19 protein-coding genes and 1 pseudogene are annotated in these 21,731 nt (G+C 47.1%); 12 read left to right on the top strand and 8 right to left on the bottom strand.

Annotation, left to right across the window (positions count from 1 at the left end; all coding sequences use genetic code 11):
* Positions 1-52 precede the first annotated feature (52 nt).
* A complete protein-coding gene (locus tag DW083_RS00695; protein WP_115497919.1) occupies positions 53-1,846 on the top strand; it encodes a MutS family DNA mismatch repair protein in 1,794 nt (597 codons plus the stop codon).
* 586 nt (positions 1,847-2,432) lie between these two features.
* On the opposite strand, the gene DW083_RS00690 is transcribed toward DW083_RS00695, so the two are convergent.
* Positions 2,433-3,038, bottom strand: coding sequence for a porin family protein (locus DW083_RS00690; protein ID WP_122331085.1), 606 nt, complete (start codon positions 3,036-3,038; stop codon positions 2,433-2,435).
* A 230-nt stretch (positions 3,039-3,268) separates the two neighbouring features.
* On the opposite strand from DW083_RS00690, the gene DW083_RS00685 reads away from it, so the two are divergent.
* Both DW083_RS00685 and DW083_RS00680 read left to right on the top strand, forming a co-directional pair.
* Positions 3,269-3,712 carry a hypothetical protein gene (locus DW083_RS00685; protein WP_122331084.1) on the top strand — a complete coding sequence of 148 codons (444 nt, stop codon included), beginning with the start codon at positions 3,269-3,271 and terminating at the stop codon, positions 3,710-3,712.
* A 27-nt stretch (positions 3,713-3,739) separates the two neighbouring features.
* Positions 3,740-4,078 carry a DUF805 domain-containing protein gene (locus tag DW083_RS00680; RefSeq protein ID WP_122331083.1) on the top strand — a complete coding sequence of 113 codons (339 nt, stop codon included), beginning with the start codon at positions 3,740-3,742 and terminating at the stop codon, positions 4,076-4,078.
* 91 nt (positions 4,079-4,169) lie between these two features.
* On the opposite strand, the gene DW083_RS00675 is transcribed toward DW083_RS00680, so the two are convergent.
* The 3 genes from DW083_RS00675 to DW083_RS00665 are packed head-to-tail and all read right to left on the bottom strand — an operon-like array spanning position 4,170 to position 5,656.
* Positions 4,170-4,514, bottom strand: coding sequence for a DUF86 domain-containing protein (locus DW083_RS00675; RefSeq protein WP_122331082.1), 345 nt, complete (start codon positions 4,512-4,514; stop codon positions 4,170-4,172).
* Complete coding sequence (locus tag DW083_RS00670; RefSeq protein ID WP_122331081.1) at positions 4,507-4,806, bottom strand: nucleotidyltransferase family protein; 300 nt, start codon at positions 4,804-4,806, stop codon at positions 4,507-4,509. Before DW083_RS00670 ends, DW083_RS00675 begins: the two co-directional genes overlap by 8 nt.
* Positions 4,807-4,858: 52 nt before the next feature.
* Positions 4,859-5,656 carry a M48 family metallopeptidase gene (locus tag DW083_RS00665; RefSeq protein WP_122331080.1) on the bottom strand — a complete coding sequence of 266 codons (798 nt, stop codon included), beginning with the start codon at positions 5,654-5,656 and terminating at the stop codon, positions 4,859-4,861.
* Positions 5,657-5,841: 185 nt separating this feature from the next.
* Here DW083_RS00665 and argR point away from each other — a divergent pair, with 185 nt between their 5' ends.
* The 5 genes and pseudogenes from argR to DW083_RS00640 all read left to right on the top strand — a co-directional run bounded on the left by argR (position 5,842) and on the right by DW083_RS00640 (position 10,508).
* A complete protein-coding gene (gene argR / locus DW083_RS00660; protein WP_122331154.1) occupies positions 5,842-6,285 on the top strand; it encodes an arginine repressor in 444 nt (147 codons plus the stop codon).
* A gap of 76 nt (positions 6,286-6,361) precedes the next feature.
* Complete coding sequence (locus DW083_RS00655) at positions 6,362-6,943, top strand: GNAT family N-acetyltransferase (protein ID WP_122331079.1); 582 nt, start codon at positions 6,362-6,364, stop codon at positions 6,941-6,943.
* Positions 6,944-7,027: 84 nt separating this feature from the next.
* Positions 7,028-8,218 (top strand): argininosuccinate synthase, encoded by a 1,191-nt coding sequence (locus tag DW083_RS00650; protein ID WP_115497913.1) that lies wholly within the window; start codon positions 7,028-7,030, stop codon positions 8,216-8,218.
* Between the two features lie 93 nt (positions 8,219-8,311).
* Positions 8,312-9,280, top strand: a complete 969-nt coding sequence (gene argC, locus DW083_RS00645) for an N-acetyl-gamma-glutamyl-phosphate reductase (protein WP_115497912.1) — start codon at positions 8,312-8,314, stop codon at positions 9,278-9,280.
* A gap of 101 nt (positions 9,281-9,381) precedes the next feature.
* Positions 9,382-10,508 (top strand): annotated as a pseudogene (locus DW083_RS00640) (aspartate aminotransferase family protein).
* 127 nt (positions 10,509-10,635) lie between these two features.
* Here DW083_RS00640 and DW083_RS00635 read toward each other — a convergent pair.
* The gene (locus tag DW083_RS00635; protein ID WP_122331078.1) at positions 10,636-11,142 is read right to left on the bottom strand and encodes an FKBP-type peptidyl-prolyl cis-trans isomerase; all 507 of its coding nucleotides are present in this window, start codon (positions 11,140-11,142) and stop codon (positions 10,636-10,638) included.
* 73 nt (positions 11,143-11,215) lie between these two features.
* Positions 11,216-13,504: a family 78 glycoside hydrolase catalytic domain gene (locus tag DW083_RS00630; RefSeq protein ID WP_122331077.1), complete on the bottom strand. Its 2,289-nt coding sequence runs from the start codon at positions 13,502-13,504 to the stop codon at positions 11,216-11,218.
* 239 nt (positions 13,505-13,743) lie between these two features.
* Between DW083_RS00630 and DW083_RS00625 the strand changes: the two genes are divergently transcribed.
* From DW083_RS00625 to DW083_RS00615, 3 genes are all read left to right on the top strand, one after another.
* The gene (locus tag DW083_RS00625) at positions 13,744-16,050 is read left to right on the top strand and encodes a S9 family peptidase (RefSeq protein ID WP_122331076.1); all 2,307 of its coding nucleotides are present in this window, start codon (positions 13,744-13,746) and stop codon (positions 16,048-16,050) included.
* 31 nt (positions 16,051-16,081) lie between these two features.
* A complete protein-coding gene (locus DW083_RS00620; RefSeq protein ID WP_122331075.1) occupies positions 16,082-17,926 on the top strand; it encodes a mechanosensitive ion channel family protein in 1,845 nt (614 codons plus the stop codon).
* A gap of 110 nt (positions 17,927-18,036) precedes the next feature.
* A complete protein-coding gene (locus DW083_RS00615; protein WP_122331074.1) occupies positions 18,037-18,606 on the top strand; it encodes a copper resistance protein NlpE in 570 nt (189 codons plus the stop codon).
* Between the two features lie 97 nt (positions 18,607-18,703).
* Here the strand turns inward: DW083_RS00615 and DW083_RS00610 are convergent, their stop codons facing one another.
* The gene (locus DW083_RS00610; RefSeq protein WP_255419768.1) at positions 18,704-19,945 is read right to left on the bottom strand and encodes an aminopeptidase C; all 1,242 of its coding nucleotides are present in this window, start codon (positions 19,943-19,945) and stop codon (positions 18,704-18,706) included.
* Positions 19,946-20,055: 110 nt separating this feature from the next.
* Between DW083_RS00610 and proC the strand changes: the two genes are divergently transcribed.
* Positions 20,056-20,862: a pyrroline-5-carboxylate reductase gene (proC, locus tag DW083_RS00605; RefSeq protein ID WP_115497902.1), complete on the top strand. Its 807-nt coding sequence runs from the start codon at positions 20,056-20,058 to the stop codon at positions 20,860-20,862.
* A gap of 68 nt (positions 20,863-20,930) precedes the next feature.
* Here the strand turns inward: proC and DW083_RS00600 are convergent, their stop codons facing one another.
* Entirely contained in the window at positions 20,931-21,728 is a 798-nt protein-coding gene (locus DW083_RS00600) for a hypothetical protein (protein ID WP_122331153.1), read from the bottom strand.
* Positions 21,729-21,731 lie beyond the last annotated feature (3 nt).

Genomic DNA, 21,731 nt, shown 5'->3' with positions numbered 1-21,731 from the left:
TAAATAGAACCAATTGCAGAACGGTTAGTTCATTTTTTCTATCTTTGCGTCTATGGAAAAGATATACAACTATTATAAAGAGACTGTCACGGCTTATACGCGCAGAGCTGAAAACCTGAAAAGAAAAATACACTTGCTCGGAAGCATCCGGCTGTTGTTGGTAGCCGGACTGATCGCGATGATCTGGCTTTTCAAGTCGGAAGACTGGAAGGTGCTGGCAGGTATCGTGGTGGTGTTCATGATCCCCTTCATTGCTTTGATGGTATGGCACACCCGGTTGTTTGCCCGGAAATGTTATGCGGAAGCGCTGGCACAGCTTTGCCGGAACGAGCTGAACGGGTTGGACTACGATTTCAGCGCTTTCGACGGGGCACCGGAAAAAAGTTCGGCCGAGCATTCGTTCAGCCTCGACCTGGATTTGTTCGGAGACCATTCCCTCTTTCAGTCCATTAACCGCACGGTGACTTATATCGGAAAAGAGAAGCTGGCCGACTGGTTTATCCACCCGCTGACCGACAAAGCGATGATCTTAAAACGACAGGACGCCATACGCGAGTTAGAGGCATACACGCAGCTGCGCCAACATTTCTATGTGACAGGCATCCTGCAACCGGGAAACAAAAACGACCAACGGTTGGTTTCCCTACTCAGCAACGAGGCCCCAAGTTTTATCAACAGTATCCTTTGGAAGGTATTGGTCTGGCTGATCCCGGCGATCTGGGTAGTCGTGATTGCCGGCTGTGTGTTAAACCTGCTCCCCGCCTCTGCCGCCGGAATACTTTTCGGAGCCTCGTTTGTCATCTCTTATCTGAATGCCGTACAGATCACAAAGCTACATAATTCGTTGGACAAGACCGAGCAAATCCTCCATACCTATTCCGACCTGATCAAGAGCATCGAAAAAGAAAACTTCCGGTCTTCCGAATTGACAGATATCTACAAACAGTTTGTCAATGACGGACAGACAGCCTCATCAGTCATCAAAAAACTTTCCAAACATATCGGCGCACTCAACCAACGTTTCAGTGCGATCGGCGTCATTCTGAATATCCTCACCCTGCGTGATACCCGTATGGCTATGAAATTAGAAAAGTGGAAACTGGCACACGGGCACGACACGGAACGCTGGTTCGAGGCGTTAGGGCTGTTCGACGCTTACTGCTCGTTAGGCGGTTTTGCCTTCAATCACCCGGGATATATCTATCCGGAAATAGCCGACACATACTTCAAGATGGAAGGGAAAGCGCTCGGACATCCGCTCCTGCGCCGGGATGTCTGCGTAAAGAATGACATCGACATCGAGAAAAGTCCCTGGTTCCTGATCATCACAGGGGCGAATATGGCGGGAAAAAGTACATACCTGCGCACGGTCGGAGTCAACTACCTGCTGAGCTGCATTGGCGCTCCGGTCTGTGCCGGTTCGCTTACCGTATATCCGGCCCAGATGGTAACCAGCCTGCGCACCTCGGACTCGCTCGTAAGCAACGAATCTTATTTCTTTGCCGAACTGAAACGGTTGAAGATGATAATCGACCGCCTGCAACAGGGCGAAAAGCTTTTCATCATCCTGGATGAAATCCTGAAAGGAACCAATTCGATCGACAAGCAGAAAGGCTCGTTAGCCTTGATGAAACAGTTGGTCGCAAACCAGGCTTGCGGCATCATCGCCACACATGACTTGGCTTTAGGGGAACTGGAAAAAGAATTTCCAAACCAGATCAAAAATTACCGTTTCGAGGCTGACATCACAAATGAAGAACTGACCTTCTCCTATCAGCTCCGCGAAGGTATCGCACAAAATATGAATGCTTGTTTTCTGATGAAGAAGATGGGAATCACTGTGTAAATTATAGCCGGTTTTGAACCTCCTGCAAACCTAAAGAATTACAAGAACCCTCTTTCCGACCATATTTCTATTTCGTCCGAAATCTTGATCGATTTTGGATTGACTTTTTTCATGGTTTTATCCAGATCGGATGACAATAGATAAAATGAGGTGCTGAGCCCATTCCAAAAAGCGTGCAATTTGATTACCGAAAACCGGAAACACCGACAAAGTGATAAAGCTTAACTCCCGGAGAATCGAATATTTGAAAACAAAACGGACGGCGTCCCAAATATCGCAAGGAAATTCAGGGGCTTTTTTGCCATGAAAACGGTCCTCTTTCCAATTAGGACGGTCATAATCGCCATTACGACCGTCCTAATCTTCGCGAGGTGCCGAGTGCACTACACATTAGCACGGTCGTAATAGCAAAGAGGACGGTCGCAATGGCGGAAAACATTCAAAAAAGAGAGAAAAGTCCCTTTTTGAGGTCAAAAAAGCGGATTAACATTTGTTTAATTTCGGATGCCTTTTGAATCTAAAAAATGCGTTTTATACAATAAGTCAATGATAAAATGACAACTTACAATATCATTTTTCAGCACGTTTACAAATCAAATTTATAACCCAATGAAAAATAAAAAGTCCTGTTTTGAAATCCCTCCACATTTTTGTAAGCGCTTGTCAGCCCCAGCAAATACCTGAAATCAAAAAGAAATCCGTTTTTGAATTCATATCCGGCTCCAAAAGCAAGGCTGAAATCGAAAGGTTGCTTTTCGCCCATCAGTTTCTGCTGCTGTACCACTTCACCGACCCGCAACCTTCTTTTAAGTAGAAAACCGATCTGTGGTCCGAGCTGAAGATTAAGACCCGTCTTATGCGTAAATTTGGCTAACAAAGGAATTTCCAAATAATGAAGGGCGATATCCATATCCATCGGATCATCCCCCATGTTAATCCAAATAAGATCCTTCTCCTTATAGCCCTGTTTCATGTACAACAACTCGGCTTGCAGGCTGAAAAAACGGTTAAACCGATACTGCGTGAGAAAACCTCCGTTTATACCAAAGCAATGCGAAGGATTCTCGATATCATCCGGATAGTTTACGGAAGATGTATTCAAACCTATTTTCCCTCCAACAGACCACTGCGCAGACATAGGGGCAGCCAACATAAGGACCAAGGCAAACAATAATACTTTTTTCATGTTCATACACTTTCTATTTTAATCATTCATACCCTTTAATAACGAAGCGATGAACAAATATATTATCGACACAAAATTTCTTTTTTGATGTAGGCAAGTTCACGCATGATATTGTTTACCCTGATTATTTTAATGCGCGTAAAGAGTAGCGCAAGGAAACACCAAACAGATTGTAAAGACAGAAATTCAATTTCTGAGTTAAAAAGGCTTGCAACAATCACTGAAAAACACGACCTTTGCAACGTATTGAAAATAACGTAGAAGCGTTTCGATATTATCTTGCTTTGAAATCTGGACAATTTCAATCGACCAAGATAATAGACAAAATGGCTCCTGCGCTTGTGTTTGTTATATACCTATCTGGTAATGGATGGACTATATACATACATAAAGCGTGGGATCATTGTTCTATTATTGGTCGGTGGGCAGTCCAGAGCCTCAAAGCAGTAATAGACGATGGTCCTCACGCTTTTTTATTTAATAATGCCGAACGGAGGGGACAGGGAGGAAAAAATTCAATAACAATGGACTACTTAACAAGTATTTTTCACGAATTACCTTTGAATTTTATTGGTAATTTAAGAATCGGAGAAATTATCTTTATATTAATGATAATTCTCATTCCTATTATTTTGCTGATATTCATTATACATCTAATCAAAAAACACAGAAAGAAATAGGAGATTTATCTTTAAAACGGTTTTATTATGAACGAATTTATTTCAGCACTAAGAAAATATGTTGTTTTTTCTGGACGAGCGAACAGGAAAGAATATTGGACTTTTTGGTTGGTATCAGTTATTCTTTACATATTAGCGTTTATGTTAGATACATATTTGGATCATTCTATTATTGTAGTTTTTTTAGGACTATTTTTATTATTACCAACATTATCCATAACATCAAGACGTCTACATGATGTCGGAGTTCCCGGCTGGTTAAGCATTTTCACTTTGCTTCCTTTTGTGTGGCTTGTAATGTTATACGCATTAGTCAAAAAGGGAGATGATGGCGATAATAAATACGGAAAACATCCACTTATATAGATGTATTCTTGATAGTCTAAACATTTTAGACAGCCATCAAAGAAACTTTTAACTTCTTCGATGGCTGTCAAGATATCTTGTATAAGCAAATTCAGTCTTCATCATGGAGCAATCCATAAACCTCTTCCTGCAATTTGGGCAGATGATTAACGACTATACTCCATAATATATCTACAGATAAGCTGTCATAACCATGAATGATATAATTACGGGCATCTACTATTTTGCGGGAATTGGTAATTGCGATAGAAGGATTCGTCTTTAATATCCGGTTCATGGCTTCTCCTATAATTTCGATATTCCTTTCTGTCGCACGCCTACGCCAGATTTCTTTAGAAAAATCGTCGAAACGCTTTGGCTGGCCATCGAAGAAACTTTCAATTTCTTCGATGGCTGTCAAAATATCCTGTAAATGTTTTTTAGTGTAGTTATCCATATATAAGTTGTTTGGTCATGTCTATGTCCTTTTTTAAATAAGGATTGCGAATGGCCTGTTCTTCGAGCAAATCCACCTCTCTGCCTAAAAGATTTTCCAATGCATACTTTAAATCAAAGAAGTTGGAAAAATAATCATCTACTTCTTCTTTGTCAAAATCCACCACCAAGTCAATATCGCTTTTATCGGTAAAACGATTGGTCAGGACAGAGCCAAAAGCAAACAACCTCTTTACCTTGTACTTTTTGCACAAAGCGATAATACTCGGATAATATTGGGCAAAGAAACTCATAATTATCATGTTTGTTTCAGACAAAGATAAAGATTTCAGACAAATAACCAAATTACTTCTTCGTCCGATACTTCTCAATCTCCGGCAAATGCTGCTTGATCTCATTAATACGCGTGGCATCGCTGGGGTGGGTGCTCATAAATTCGGGGGTGGAGCCGGAACCTCCGGCGGACATCTTCTGCCAGAAAGTGACGGCGACTTCGGGGTTATAACCTGCCATTGCCATAAAGACCAATCCCATGTAATCGGCTTCCGATTCGTGCTTGCGGGAGAAAGGCAGCATAACGCCGTATTGTGCACCTAAGCCATAGACTGTATTTCCTACCTGCTGGACAGCGGCCGATTTATTGCTCAACGCCTGCCCCAATATCTGGGCACCGTATTGTGCCATCAACTGCTGGCTCATGCGTTCGTTGCTGTGTTTGGCAACGGCATGCGCCACTTCATGGCCGATTACGACAGCCAATTCGTCGTCCGACGAAACCAACTGCATCAGCCCTTCATAGACGACAATTTTACCACCGGGCATACAAAAAGCGTTCACCTGCGGGTCTTTCACCAAGTTAAACTCCCAGGAGAAATTCTTGATTTCACTCTCCAACCCATTATTTTTCAAATATTGTTCGGTAGCGGCGGCAATCTTCTTGCCGACACGCGTCACCATAGCCGCCCCGTCTTTGGAGGACGATTTGGCAGCCGACTTCATATAATCGGAATATTGGGTCAGACTGGACGACAACACTTCCTGATCCGAAACAAGCAACACCTGCTTTCTTCCGGTCAGTGGAACACTACCGCAACTACTTAACAATAATAGCATTGCAACAAATAAACCTGTAATCTTTTTCATCTCTTATCTTTTGTTTCTAAGTGTTTGCAAAAATATGATTTCTCTTTTATTAATAAACAATTCACAAGAGCTTTTTACCCAACGAATAAAGAATATAAAGATTTATGCAAAAAAAGAGCGGATATTTGCATATTTATTCAATCATACTGTTTATATTTGCAGCCTTGTTGCATAAATATACAAGTATGAGTACAAAAAAAGAACGATTGGATGCCATCTGCCGCATTATACAGACAGAGAAAATAGGTAATCAGGAGGAGCTGCTTAAACAATTGGAGAATAGCGGATTCCAGGTTACCCAAGCAACACTGTCGCGCGACATCAAGCAGCTGAAAGTTGTCAAGGTACACGACGGAAACGGGAATTATGTATATCGCCTGCCTGATTATTCAGCGCTTATGCAACCCGCGAAAGAGCAAACGCAGCATCATCCCAACATCGAGTTTTCGGGAAACTTAGCAGTAGTCAAGACCCGTCCGGGATATGCAATGGGAATCGCCTCCGACATCGACACGCATGCCCCCCACGAAATATTGGGGACAATCGCCGGTGACGACACCATCCTGATCATTCCTCGCGAAGGGATCAGCCGGGATAAGATAGTTAGCGCCTTGTCGCATTTCATATAACGTAGAGACACACGGCCGTGTGTCTCTACTACGGCCGCGTGTCTCCACAACAAGAAGATAAAAGAACAAACATAAAATGGAACAACAAAGAAAAATTGATGTGATGATTGCTGAATCCTGCCACGAGGAATATGTCGACATTATCCTCGACACTATCGAGGCGGCAGCCAAAGTGCGCGGAACCGGTATCGCCAAGCGTACGCACGAATATGTTGCACAGAAGATGAAGGAAGGAAAAGCCGTCATCGCGCTCGAAGGTAACAAATTTGCTGGTTTCAGTTATATCGAATCATGGGGAAACAAACAATACGTGACCACTTCCGGTCTGATTGTACACCCGGATTTCCGGGGCTTGGGCATTGCCAAGAGGATTAAGGAAATGACCTTCCAATTGGCACGTATGCGGTGGCCGCACGCGAAGGTTTTCAGTCTGACTTCCGGAGCCGCAGTGATGAAAATGAATACGGAGTTAGGATACGTTCCGGTTACCTTTGCCGACCTGACGGACGACGAATCATTCTGGAGAGGCTGCGAAGGTTGTGTCAACCACGATGTCCTCGAACGGACCAACCGGCGGTATTGCATCTGTACAGGTATGCTCTTCGATCCGGACGATCCTCACCGGGCGGAAAGGGAAGCGAGAGAGAGGAATCTATAATAATGGGCTGATTGTTCAATGTGCCAATGTGCCAATTGAAAGAGGGCTCGATAAACAGGAATAATAACATTAATATATAGAATAATGAAGAAGAAAGTAGTAGTCGCATTCAGCGGAGGATTGGATACATCTTTTACTGTTATGTATCTGGCTAAAGAGAAGGGTTATGAAGTGTATGCAGCTTGTGCCAACACAGGCGGTTTCAGCGAAGAACAACTGAAGCAGAACGAAGAAAATGCCTATAAGTTGGGCGCAACCAAATATGTGACTATCGACGTTACAAAAGAATATTATGAAAAGAGCCTGAAATATATGATCTTCGGAAACGTACTGCGTAACGGCACGTATCCTATCTCCGTCAGCTCGGAACGTATCTTCCAGGCATTGGCAATCGCCCGCTATGCAAATGAGATTGGTGCGGATGCTATCGCCCACGGTTCCACCGGCGCAGGAAACGACCAGATCCGTTTCGACATGACGTTCCTGGTACTGGCTCCGAACGTAGAGATCATCACGCTGACACGCGACATGGCCCTGACGCGCGACTACGAAATCAACTACCTGAAAGAACATGGTTTCGAAGCGGATTTCACCAAGTTGAAGTATTCTTATAACGTAGGCCTGTGGGGAACATCCATCTGTGGCGGCGAAATCCTCGACTCCACACAGGGTTTGCCCGAAAGCGCTTACCTGAAACAAGTCGAAAAGACCGGAAGCGAAGAACTTCGTATCGAGTTTAAGAATGGTGAGATTTATGCCGTGAACGGTGAAGTTTTCGAAGACAAGATCGCTGCCATCCAGAAGGTGGAAGAGATCGGAGCTGCATACGGTATCGGCCGCGACATGCACGTCGGAGACACCATCATCGGCATCAAGGGACGTGTCGGATTTGAAGCTGCCGCTCCCATGCTGATCATCGGCGCACACCGTTTCCTCGAAAAATATACGCTGAGCAAATGGCAGCAGTACTGGAAAGACCAGGTTGCCAACTGGTACGGAATGTTCCTCCACGAAAGCCAGTACCTCGAACCGGTTATGCGCGACATCGAAGCCATGTTGCAGGAATCGCAGCGTAACGTAAACGGAACAGCCATCCTGGAACTTCGCCCGCTCTCCTTCTCTACCGTCGGCGTTGACTCGAAAGACGACCTGGTAAAGACCAAATTCGGCGAATACGGGGAAATGCAAAAGGGCTGGACTGCCGAAGATGCAAAAGGATTCATCAAGGTAACTTCCACTCCGCTGCGTGTTTATTATAATAACCATAAAATATAATTAATCAATGTGCCAATATGCCAATGTGCCAATTAATGGATACATTCGCATTCTTATTGCACATTGCATATTGGCAAATTATACACATTATTTATGATCAAGATAGGAATTATAGGTGGTGCGGGATACACGGCAGGCGAACTGATTCGCCTGCTGCTGAATCATCCGGACGCCGAGATTACATTTGTGAACAGTACGAGCAATGCAGGCAACAAGATAACGGATGTGCACAGCGGACTGTATGGAGAAACCGACCTGGTATTTACCGGTGAACTGCCGTTGGACCAGATCGACCTGCTGTTCTTCTGTACCGCCCACGGCGACACGAAGAAGTTCATGGAAAGCCATACCGTACCCGAAAATGTGAAGATCATCGATCTTAGCATGGACTACCGTATCGAAAGCCCCGAACACGATTTCGTGTACGGCCTGCCCGAGCTGAACCGACGCCGCATCTGCGGCGCTAAACATATTGCAAACCCGGGATGTTTTGCCACCTGTATCCAGTTAGGCGTTTTGCCATTAGCCAAGCACCTGATGCTGAACTCCGAGTTGCATGTAAACGCAATCACGGGTTCGACGGGAGCCGGCGTAAAGCCGTCGTCTACTTCCCACTTCAGCTGGCGAAACGACAATATCTCGATCTACAAACCATTCACGCACCAGCACCTTGCCGAGATCGGACAAAGTTTGCGCCAGTTGCAGAACAGTTTCAGCAGCTCGATCAACTTTATCCCGGTAAGAGGAAATTTCTCGCGAGGCATCTTCGCGACAACTTATCTGGACTGTAAGATCGGGTTGGATGAGATCACGCGTATTTACGAAGAGTATTACGATGATCATTCGTTCACCTTCATCACAGACAAGAATCCGGATCTGAAACAGGTGGTCAACACCAACAAATGCTTGATCCATTTGCAGAAACATGAAGACAAGTTGCTGATCATCTCGATGATCGACAACCTGCTGAAAGGCGCCAGCGGCCAAGCCGTCCACAACATGAACCTGTTGTTCGGCCTCGAAGAAACGGTCGGCCTGCACCTTAAGCCTTCAGCGTTTTAATAATTAATCAATGTGCCAATTTGCCAATATGCCAATTAAGAAATACAGGTGTCTTCTTCATTGCATATTGGCACATTGGCAAATTAAACACATTATTCATTATGCATTTATTCGACGTATATCCATTATTTAATATCGAGATACAGAAAGGCAAAGGATGCCATGTATGGGACACGGAGGGAAACGAGTACCTCGACCTGTATGGCGGACATGCCGTGATCTCCGTCGGGCATAGCATCCCACTTATGTGAAGGCTATCTCCGAACAAGTCGGCAAGTTAGGATTCTATTCCAACTCTGTCATCAACAGCCTTCAGCAGAAGTTAGCAGACAAGTTAGGTAAAGCCTGCGGCTACGACGACTACTCGCTGTTCCTGATTAACTCGGGAGCCGAAGCGAACGAAAATGCCCTGAAGTTAGCCTCTTTCCATAACGGCAAGAAGCGGGTGATCGCCTTCAAACACGCGTTTCACGGACGCACATCGGCAGCCGTACGCGTGACCGACAATCCGAAGATTATAGCACCGGTAAATGAAGACCTGGCCGTAACTTACGTGCCTCTGAACAATGCGGCAGCCGTAGAAGCAGAACTGAAAAAAGGCGATGTATCCTCGGTTATCATCGAAGGGATCCAGGGTGTAGGCGGTATCCAACTACCGACAGATTCCTTCATGCAGGAACTGCGTGCCTTGTGTACGAAATATGAAGCCTGCCTGATCCTGGATGAAATCCAATCCGGTTACGGACGTAGCGGAAAGTTCTTTGCCCATCAGTATGCAGGGATCAAGCCGGATCTGATCACGGTTGCCAAAGGTATCGGCAACGGTTTTCCGATGAGCGGATTGCTGATCAGCCCGATGTTCAAGCCTGTATATGGTATGTTGGGTACGACATTCGGAGGTAACCATCTGGCATGTGCGGCAGCCATTGCCGTACTGGATATTATGGAAGAAGAGAAGCTGATCGACAATGCGGCCAAAGTGGGTGCATACCTGCTGGAAGAACTGCACAAACTTCCGGGTATCAAGGAAATTCGCGGACGCGGCCTGATGATCGGTATCGAGTTTGAAGAGTCGATCAAGGAAGTGCGCAACAAACTGCTGTTCGAGGAGAAGGTCTTCACGGGTGTTGCCGGAACAAATACGATCCGTCTGCTCCCTCCTCTTTGTCTGACGATAGACGAGGCAAAGGAGTTCCTGGTTCGTTTCCGCAAGGTGCTAAATGCCTGAAAATAAAAGAGGGCGGTTCACGAACCGCCCCTACCAGATTTAATTGTGTCTTTATTAAAAAAGCTCCACCCCGGAAGTTCCGGAAGGTGGAGCTTTTGCTTATATCATTATTACAATCTAACTCTTATCAATTGAATTTCTCAACCGTATAAGTGAAGATCAGGGTTGAACCGGCTGGAACCGGAACATTCCCATAATATCCGTAAGCCAAATAAGCGGGGATAATAGCCTCTACCCGTTCACCGACAGTATTTTCTAACCAAATGGCCCCCAATCCTGGTATCACTTCTGCCGGAGTAAAGTCCATTGACATTTCTTTTTGGAAATTGGTTCCGTTAATCAAGTCACCTTTCAAAAGCGTTGTAATCTTTGTCTGTCTCGTCGGTTTCTCCGTTTCCGTTCCTTCCTTACTCAACACACGATACAATGCGGTATCGCCACCTAAAACGACCTGTTTGTAAAGCAATTCCCCGTCCTCACCCTTGAGGGCTTTCTTCTCGCGGATATAATCGCGGTTCTTTTCGAAATAGGCGATCTGCTCGGCAGAAAAGTTGTTGTCATCATCTCCACAGGCTGTAAACCCAATCAGCAATACCATCATCAAACAGGCTGCCGCATAAATAGTTCTCTTCATTTGTTCTTCAGTCTTTTATTGTTTTGAAGGCACAAAGATAACATTCAGAGCAATACGGCGCAAATGGGAAAGATCAATCCACGACAAAGCTATAACTCCCTGAACCGATCTTTCCGGCATACAGGAACGGTTCGCCTTTGACGCGGGAAACCTTTACAGGAGTCCCATTCTTCGTTACAGCATACTTACCGGAGGGAAGCGGCAGGTAAACTTCAGCAGACATATTGGCCGGGATCGTCACTTTCAGCGTATAGGAGCCGGCCTTGTTTTCGACAGACATCCGAACGCCACCCCGAACAGTCGGGATCGTAGCTTCAGCCCATTCCAAAGAGGCAAGCTGCGGTTTGATACGGATCGTACCGAAACCCGGCGTCAGCGGTTCGACACCCATCAGACGGCGCGGGATGATATTGGCCGGGGCAGCACCCCAGACATGGTTCCAATCCTGGTTCGGTTTATATTTGTTATCCCAGGCTTCGAGCGAAATGGTCGAGCCGACACGGATCATATTATACCAGCTCCGGTCGTCCGTTTTCGTCAGCATATGCAAGGCATATTCGGCATCGTTCGCTTCATAGAGGGCATCCATCAGGAATTGCGAACCATAGACGCTGCAAGCCATACCACGGGTTTGGAGAAAGCAGGCAACCCCTTCTTTCTTCCCTGCCGGAACCAAGTCGAAAACTAACGGAAACATATTGCCATGCAGGGACGCATGTTCAGTATCGGCAGCCAGCCCATCAATGAAATACCCTTTACGGGCGTTGAAGAAAGAACGGGTGTACAACTTTCTGAAAGCCTCCGATTCGGAAGTAAAGAATGCAGCTTCCTCCGCCTTGTCGAGCACGCCGGCAATACGCCCCATCAGCTTCAGGGCTTCATAATGCCAGGCATTCGTTACGGCGTTATAGTCGGTAAAGACAAATCCGTCGGATTCTCCTCCCTCCTGTTTCCCTAAACCGAGAATACCGGTATGAGGCCAATCGACGATATCCCGTATCTTACCGTTAAAACGAATGGATTTCAGAAAAGCATCCGTCTGCAAGCCGGTTGTCGTACTGATCAAACCATTTTTCTCACGAAGCTGCAACAAGGTACGGGCTTTCAAGATATCATAGCTTGCCTCCAACGAGCGGCTGTCACCCGTGTACAGATAATCATACCAGGCAATCGACACAGCCTGCAGAATCCACTCGGTAGGCCAGGTAGGATATTGCAACAAGTATTCATGCGAACGCCGTGCAATCGCATATTCGCGATCCACGCCATAATGGCAAAGCTGATTGATCAAAGCATCCGCCTCATACGGGATTCGTTCGCGATCTCCATCCACATAAATGCCTGTAAAAGAGGTTGCACGGACTGAATATTTACACAGGTCCCAAATCTGGTTCAGCGTATCATTGGAACAACGGAAAGAGGAAGCCGTCTCGTCAAAAGGATAATGCACTGTTTCGCGGACAACAGCAGCAGGCGTTAAAGCGCCCTCATATCCTTCGATCTCACAATAACGGAAAGGCATGACCTCACCGACATACTCCGGCATCAGCACAGCTGCCGAACCGGTATTCCGTCTGTCTTTATCGATCTTGATACGGTAGGTATTGGTCCCCTTCATCAAAGCCAACGGATAGCGATGGTAACGGATCGTTGACTTTCCCGGATCGCGCAGGATACGTCCGTTTTCCAGACACTCTCCCAGATGCACGATCACCGAATCGCATCTCCCGTCCGACGTAAGCGTCAGCACCAACTGTCCGAAAGCATCCTTACCGAAGTCGATCAGTCGCGTACCGGAACCAAGTTCCTTCACTCCGGCCGGATATTCCATTGTTTTCACCTGCGGATAGTAAGTCGTTTCATATTCGGACAAGCGGTCGGCCGTACGGAATGCTTTCACTTCAGACCAGTCGCTTTCACCTTCGGTATTCGTCGTTGTCTTCACCCGCCAGAAGTAGGCAGTGCCGGGTTTCAATGCCTCACCAGCATAACGGACAGCCACCGAACGGTCACTTCCAACCTCCCCGCTATCCCATACATTGCCTTTTCCGGCGGCGGCATCAGCCGGGTTATCAGCCACGATCAACCGGTAGGCCGTCTGGCACGTCCCCTCGGTTTCACCGGGTACGATCCAGGAAAAAGCGGGATGCGCCGATCGGATAGCGGCATATTGCAGGGGTTCTATCGCAACATCGAGTTTCCAGACCGGCAGGTTCGACGCATAGCCGTTCTGCCAGGTCCGTTCAGTATGTTCAATCAGATCAGTCATTAGCCCGGAAGGCTTCCTGTCAGCAGCCTGCAGGCAAAACGCAGAAAGGGCGCAAGAGGCAAACAGGGTGAATCGGTTCAGTAATTTACTCATGGTATTCTTCTTTTTGTGATTTGAGGACAAAGGTAAAATGAGTGAAAGAATTGTCTATTCTTATATCTGACATTTTTCTTTTTAAATATGGGAAAGAAGAGCATGTTACACAAAAGCATTATATTCCCTATGCGCCAAGTTAATTTTTTTCTGTTACATAAACATTTAAATTCTTTCTTTTGCCCATCTCGTAAAACATTCCGTTCTTTGCAGGCAGCAAACTATTAAAACTAATATACATGAAACTAAACAAACTCATTCTTCCGGTAGCCTGCATGCTGTTTGCCGGAAATGTCTGTATGGCACAAATCATGCCTTGGGAAAACCGGACGGAGACGGACAATGATCCGTTTGCCAAAAGCGAAACAGCCAAAACGCAAGGCAAGCTGCACCTCGAAGATGTCGTAGCCGGACGGTTGGTGCAGACCAGAGGGATCGGCGCCATGAACTGGATGAAAGACGGCGAACGCTACAGCCGGATGGAACCGAACACTGAGACAGGCGGCGTGGACATCGTTGCCTACCGTGCCAAAGACAACCGCCGCGAAGTCATCATCCCCTCTTCCATGTTTATCAACAAAGAGACAGGGAAACCGATCGCTATCCGCAGCATCTCCTGGAGTGCCGACAATGAGAAAGTTCTGATATATACCAATACCCAGCGGGTATGGCGCTACGACACACGAGGCGACTACTGGGTGCTGAGTTTGAAAGACGGTTCACTCCGCCAATTGGGTAAAGGGCTGCCCGAATCGTCCATGATGTTCGCCAAGTTCTCTCCCGACGGAACGCGTGTGGCCTATGTTTCACGCAACAATCTATATGTGGAAGATATCGCCTCCGGCCAGGTCACACAGTTGACGCACGACGGAAGCGACAGGATCGTGAACGGGACATTCGACTGGGTGTATGAAGAAGAGTTCGCCTGCCGCGACGGTTTCCGCTGGAGTCCGGACGGACAATACATCGCCTATTGGCAGAGCGATACGAAAGGAACGGGTGTATTCGATATCATCAACAATGTGGATTCCATCTATCCGACCATCCTGCATTTCCCTTACCCGAAGGCAGGAAGCACGAACTCGGCTGTCAAAGTCGGCTATCTGCCGGTGGCCGGCGGAGCGACTACCTGGGTGGAGATTCCCGGCGACCCGCGTAATAACTATATTCCGCGTATGGAATTTATCCCCGGAAGCAACGAACTGTTTATCCAGCAGTTGAACCGCCAGCAGAATACGAATAAGGTCTGGATTGCCCGCATCGGCAGCGCCACGCCTGAAAATATATTCACCGACACGGATGCCGCCTGGTTAGACACGAACGACAATATCCAGTGGTTGAAAGACAACACCTGGTTCACCTGGGAAAGCGAACGCGACGGCTGGCGCCATCTCTACCGCATCAGCCGCGACGGGAAAGAGATTCTGCCCATTACGAAAGGCGATTTCGATTACATCTCGCCGGTCGGGACAGACCTTCAAAAAGGGTTGGTCTACTTCATTGCTTCTCCGGATAACTTCACGCAGCGTTATCTGTACAGCGCTAACCTGTTCGGCAAAGGCGATGTGAAACGCCTCAGCCCGGCGGACCAACCGGGACAGCACCGCTATAATATGTCACCCACCGGTAAATGGGCCGTCCACACATACAGTAATGCGGCTACACCTTCGGTGATCGATATGGTTTCTTTCCCCAAACACCAGTCCGTACGGGTCATTGAGGACAACGCCAAGGCACGCGAACAATATGCAGCCCTCGGCCTGAATCCGAAAGAGTTTGTCAAAGTGACATCGGGCGACCTCACGCTGGATGCCTGGATGATCAAGCCTGTCAATTTCGATGCGACAAAGAAATATCCCGTTATCATAGAAGTCTATGGCGAACCGGCAAGCTCTACCGTACAGGATGTATGGGGCGGCGGCGACCTGTGGAACCAGTATATCGCCAACCTCGGGTACATCGTGGTCAGCATCGACAACCGCGGAGCCAATACACCGCGCGGACGCGAATGGCGCAAGTGCATCTATGGCGAAGTCGGCACGTTTGCTTCCGAAGACCAGGCACGCGGCATCCAGGATATGGCACGCCGTTATCCGTTTATCGACACCGCCCGCATCGGCATCACCGGATGGAGCGGCGGAGGAAGCCAGACGCTGAATTCCATGTTCCGTTATCCGGAGGTGTTCCACACGGGTATCGCCATCGCTTTCGTTGCCGACCAGCGCACCTACGATACGATCTACCAGGAACGTTATATGAATACGCCGCAGAACAACCCGGACGGCTACCGCAAAGGTTCGCCGATCACATACGCATCCGGTCTGAAGGGCAATCTGCTGCTGATACACGGCACTGGTGATGACAATGTCCATTACCAGAACTGCGAAATGCTGGTGAACGAGTTGGTGAAACACGGCAAGATGTTCAGCCAGGTCAGCTACCCGATGCGTAGCCACGGCATCTATGAACGTCCGGGAACGACGCTTCACCTGCGCATGACAATGGCTAAATACTGGATCGACCACCTGCCGGCCGGCGGCAAATAACAAACAAGCAGATATACAGTAATAGTTCGACATGAAACAATTAGCGGAATATTTCCTGATCTTTATCGGGATATTTGCTTTCTATTCTCCGGCCCAGGCACAGTTGATCGAAAAGGCTGAAAAGCTGATCCAGACAGCCATCAACGAGCCTCACCCCGATTCTCTTCCGACAGTCTCGGCTGACACGCTGACTGTCGAAGAGCGTCACCGCCAGGATTCGATCCGTATCCAGGAGATGACACTACAGCTACAGGAAATGAGGCTGAACGAGATTGTTCTGCGCACGGAATTAGATGACGCACACAACCGGAATCTGGCAACCGATTCACTGAAACGCGTAGAGCAACGTCGCAGTATAGACTCGCTCCGTGCCCTCACGCCCGGCGTACCGGTCTTGGTGGATGGCGACACGCTTTTCACCCTGTATGCCAAGCGGGGCGGACATTCAGCCCTCGACCGTGCAGCGAGCGTCAACGACATCATCCTGAAGATCGGGAAAGACCGCAAGCTGCACAAAGATTCGGTCTATACGTTCGACAGCGAGTATTACGTCGACATCATGTACGGCGATAAAGTGATCGCCAGCATTACCGACCAGGATGCGCTTTGGCAGAACACGACACGCCAGGAGTTGGCACAGCAATATGTGCCCGTCATTGCCGAAAAAATCAAGGAGCTGAAAGAGGAAAACAGCTTGTTGCAGGTTGCCAAACGGGCAGCACTATTCGTGTTGGTCCTGGCAATCCAATACCTGCTGTTCCGCGTGACCAACTACCTTTTCCGGAAGCTGCGCCGGCAGATCATACGGCTCAAGCAACAACGGTTGAAATCGATCGTCATCCGGGATTACGAGTTTCTGAATACACACCGGCAAGGGCGTATCCTGATATTCTTCAGCAATGTATGCCGGTATATCGTCCTGCTGATACAGTTGATGTTCAGTGTCCCGATGCTGTTCGCCATCTTCCCGCAGACAGAGAAACTGGCACTCCGGATATTCATCTATATCATGGAACCGGTCAAGATGGTTTTCAAATCAATCATAGAGTACATCCCGAACCTGTTCATCATCCTGGTAATCTGGTACTGTATCAAGTATATCATAAAGGGAATGCAATACATCGCCAACGAGATCGAGAACGAGAAGCTGAAGATCACCGGCTTCTACCCGGACTGGGCGCAGCCGACGTTTAATATCATCCGCTTTTTGCTCTACGCCTTTATGATCGCAATGGTCTATCCTTATCTGCCGGGATCCAAATCCGGTGTGTTCCAGGGGATATCGGTGTTTGTGGGTTTGATTATCTCACTCGGTTCCAGTACGGTGATCGGGAATATCATTGCCGGACTTGTCATCACCTATATGCGCCCCTTCAAGCTGGGCGACCGTATCAAGCTGAACGAGACAACCGGTAACGTAATCGAAAAGACTCCCTTCGTCACCCGCTTGCGTACGCCCAAGAATGAGGTGGTAACGATACCGAATGCCTTTATCATGTCGTCCCATACGGTTAACTACAGCGCTTCGGCACGTCAGTTCGGACTTATCATCCACACAACGGTAACAATCGGTTATGACGCACCCTGGCGACAGGTCCACCAGTTGCTGATAAATGCAGCCCGCTCCACCCCTGGCGTTCTGGCTCATCCGAAGCCGTTCGTATTGGAGACTGAACTACAGGATTATTATCCTTGCTATCAGATCAACGCCTACATCAAAGATGCCGACCGACTGGCACAGATCACCTCCGATCTGCACCAGAATATTCAAGACACCTTCAACGAAGCCGGTGTCGAAATCATGTCACCGCACTACTTTGCCGGCCGCGACGGAAGTGCCACGACAATCCCGGAAGACTATCTGAAAAATAAATAAAAGGAGCTTTTCCCCGAAATAGTTAAAAAGACCCTCTGCAAAAACAAAATGCAGGGGGTCTTTTGTTATATCCCCAAAAGTCACTAAATCATCAAATAAAAAGCAGAATAATGAAAAAGTATTTTATCGCAGTAGCAGCACTGGCATTTTTGGCTGCATGTAGCGGGAAAGCAGCAAAAGACGCTCCCGTATTAGTAGAAGAAGAAAGTCTTGCCGTAGCCGAAGCAGCTCCTGACGCTCCTTCTCTTCCGGAATTACCGGTTGTAAAGGCAAAGCCTGCAAAGCCGATCAATATGCGTGACTCCCTGAAAACGGATCCGAAAAAGGGTGCAGTCGTACAGAAAAAATATAAAGGCACGGTTCCGGCTGCCGATGGTCCCGGTATTGTTTATGATCTGACTCTGTATTATCAGCAGGATAGCGATGATGGTGTTTACGAACTGGATGCCACTTATCTGGAAGCGGAGAACAACAAGGATCAGACGTTTACTTCCACCGGCAAGCGCAAAGTGAAGAAAGGCACTCCGGCCGATGCAAGCGCAGTTGTATATGAACTGATCCCAAGCGACGGCAGCATGGTTTTCTATTTCCAGGCAGAAGGCGACAGTCTGACAATGTTGAACCAGGATTTGCAGAAGGCTGCTTCCGATCTCAATTATACGCTGACACTCGTACAATAGACAAAACATCTTCGCTACACATCTTTATATAAAAAAACAGAGGCTTCTCCCGTTCCTATGGGATAGCCTCTGTTTTTTATATGGATTCCGTCTCTGTTTATTTAATACCTAATTTAGCCTTGATAGCTTTAGGAAGTGCATCTTTGTGAACAACGATGTTCATGGTTTTGTAACGGACAAAAGCCTTGGATGCATACCAGGTTCCTTTATATTTGTTATCCGTACCCCAAGAGTTCTTCACCATATAATAGTCATTACCTTCCTGGTCTTTAGCGATACCATAGATCTGCATACCGTGGTCGTCTGTCGTTTCATAGTTATCATAAGCCAACTGACGTTCTGCCTGCGTACACCATTTCTGTGGTTGGGGCTTCGTATTCAGTTTCTTTTCTTCCGGTTTCATTTTCAACCAATGAGCCATGTCAGAACCACTCAGTTCCTGGATCTTTTCACCATCAGGCATAACAGCCACACCATCGCGAGTAAAGCCGGCTTCGCTCACATCAGCTCCCCAAGCAATCGTATAACCGGTATTAACGGCATTGTCAAATACTTCCATCAGTTCGTCGATTGGCAAATTGTAAGACATACCATGACGCCAGTTATCCTGGACTTCGATCGGGAACTCCGTATAGAACGGACGATGCGTATAAGACGTCAAAGACACATAGTCAGAAGGATTCAGCCCTGTAGATTCATAAAATGACTTCGGAGTATATTCCTTTCCTTTATAAGTGAACTTTTCGGGAGCTTTGCCCAAATATATTTCATGAACGGCAGCAACCGCCTTTTTCCACAACATAGCGTTATTGTCGTCCGACTGCAATTTACGCAATCTGCCTTTGGCAACAGCTGCCACCATTGCATCTGTAAGAGCGGAAAGTTCGGTATGATTGCTCAATGTATCGCCATACATCACGCCCGGGCGCATCTCTGCTTCCGGAACCAGTCCGAATGTTTTCATGCCATACATGACATCATAGAAAGAACCTCCCTGTGAGAAAGATACATCTCCATGAGTACGCACGGCTGCATCTGCACGATCCAGATAAGTATTGTAAACTATATACATTTCGGATAAATCATATTCACCCTTTCCCATACGAAGCAATTCCGATTCCAGGAATGCCATCGTTGAATAACACCAGCAGGTTCCGGCACGATTCTGATTTTTGATCGAGGTTATCGGGTTTTCCTTTACCGTCGTAAACACAAAGCCTTCTTCATTGTCTTTCTTCTCCGAATCCTGTGCATGAATGGTTGCAGACATCGTCATGGCGAACAGCATACCAACTGCAAAAATTGTCTTTTTCATGTAAATCTGTTTATATTTTGTTATAAGATTAATTCTGATGGGCAAAGATACTATTTTAATTGACAACGGACAATGAACAATTGACAATTAAATTCATATCTTTGTAACCCTTAATAATTAGTAATTAAAAAGACATGAAAATAACGATTATCGGCGCCGGAAACATTGGGGGCGCTATTGCACGGGGACTGGCAAAAGGAAACAGGTTCAAAGCATCCGACATCACTTGTACGGCACAGTCAGAAGCTACTTTGGAAAAAATGAAAAAGGCTGATCCCGACTTTGTCCTGTCGCTGGACAATGTGGAAGCGGTTAAAGAAGCCGACATTATCGTTATCGCCGTTAAGCCGTGGCGCGTAGAAGAGATCGTCGACCAGATCAAAGGCGTGCTCAATTACGACAAACAGATAATCGTTTCTGTCGCCGCCGGTATCACGTTCGACCTCTTGAACACCTATCTGACCAAAAACACAGGTTTCGACGATTGCCTGGCCACTCCGACGATTTTCCGTATCATGCCGAATACAGCCATCGAAGTACTCAGCAGCATGACATTCGTCGCTGCCCGTAATGCCTCCAAAGAACAGACAGACCTGATCATCGATATCTTTAATGAATTGGGAAATGCAATGCTGGTGGAAGAGCGCCTGATGTCAGCCGGAACAGCCCTGGCTTCCAGCGGTATCGCCTTTGCCCTGCGCTATATCCGTGCCGCAATCGAAGGCGGTGTCGAATTGGGTTTCTACCCGAAGCAGGCACAGGAAATCGTAGTCCATACCGTGAAAGGCGCAGTCGACCTGTTGTTAGAAAACAAAAGCAACCCGGAAATGGAAATCGACAAGGTCACGACACCGGGCGGTATCACGATCAAAGGTCTAAACGAAATGGAACTTTCCGGCTTCACCTCCTCTGTTATACGGGGATTGAAGGCGAGCAAATAAACAAGAAAAGGGGAGGGCCTTCACAGGCTTCCCCTTTCCAATATAAATGCATAAATAAAAAACAGATTCTATTCTGTGACCGGCTGCAGCGAAAGCTGGAATGGCGATTCCTCTGTCCCGCTATTTCCACCATTACTGAACTGGAATGTTTCAGCCGCCCTATAAATACCGCTTGTTTGCAAGCTGTAATATTGGAAATAGACCGAAGCCGACTCATCCTTCTTCCCACGAATCTCAAACAGATAGACCTTTTTCCCATTCACATCCTTCAGCGTACCGACTCCACGACATTCCGCCCCGACAAAAGCCGCCAGCATATCCTTGTCACGATAATCGAACGGCACGGATTCAGGCAAAGCCACAACAGCCGTCATTACTGCCGGATACTTGCCGGATTCTTCAAACGGAGGAACCGCTGGTTTCGTCACTTTCCCGTACGTTCCGTTTTGCTCAAACTCCAACAAGTTCTGGCAAACATACGTTTTCTTATTTTTCGCACTGTAATACTTCAACGTCACCTTCTGGGCTTCAGCCGAATTACCCCGTATATAAAGGAAAAACAGCTTGACCCCGTTGTTCTCTTTTACAGTCGCAATACCCCGGCATTCATCTCCGACAAAGGCAGATATCTCATCGTTCGCATCTGCATACGTCTCAAGAAACTCCGACAAACGGATAATTGCGGTCATACTGAATTGGTAGATTCCGCTCCCCGGAGTATTCCATGTCGGAGCCGGCTCATTCTCCACCAGGTCCAGCTTCCACTCGGGTTCCGGGACCGTCACAGGTCCCGGCTCATCCGATTTGCAGCTCCACACCATGGTGGAGACTGCAAAAAGAATCATATAGTTAATTACACTTTTCATATT

The sequence above is a fragment of the Parabacteroides sp. AF48-14 genome (assembly GCF_003477465.1).
GTDB lineage: Bacteria > Bacteroidota > Bacteroidia > Bacteroidales > Tannerellaceae > Parabacteroides > Parabacteroides acidifaciens.
This window is presented reverse-complemented; position numbering and strand designations above follow the sequence as displayed.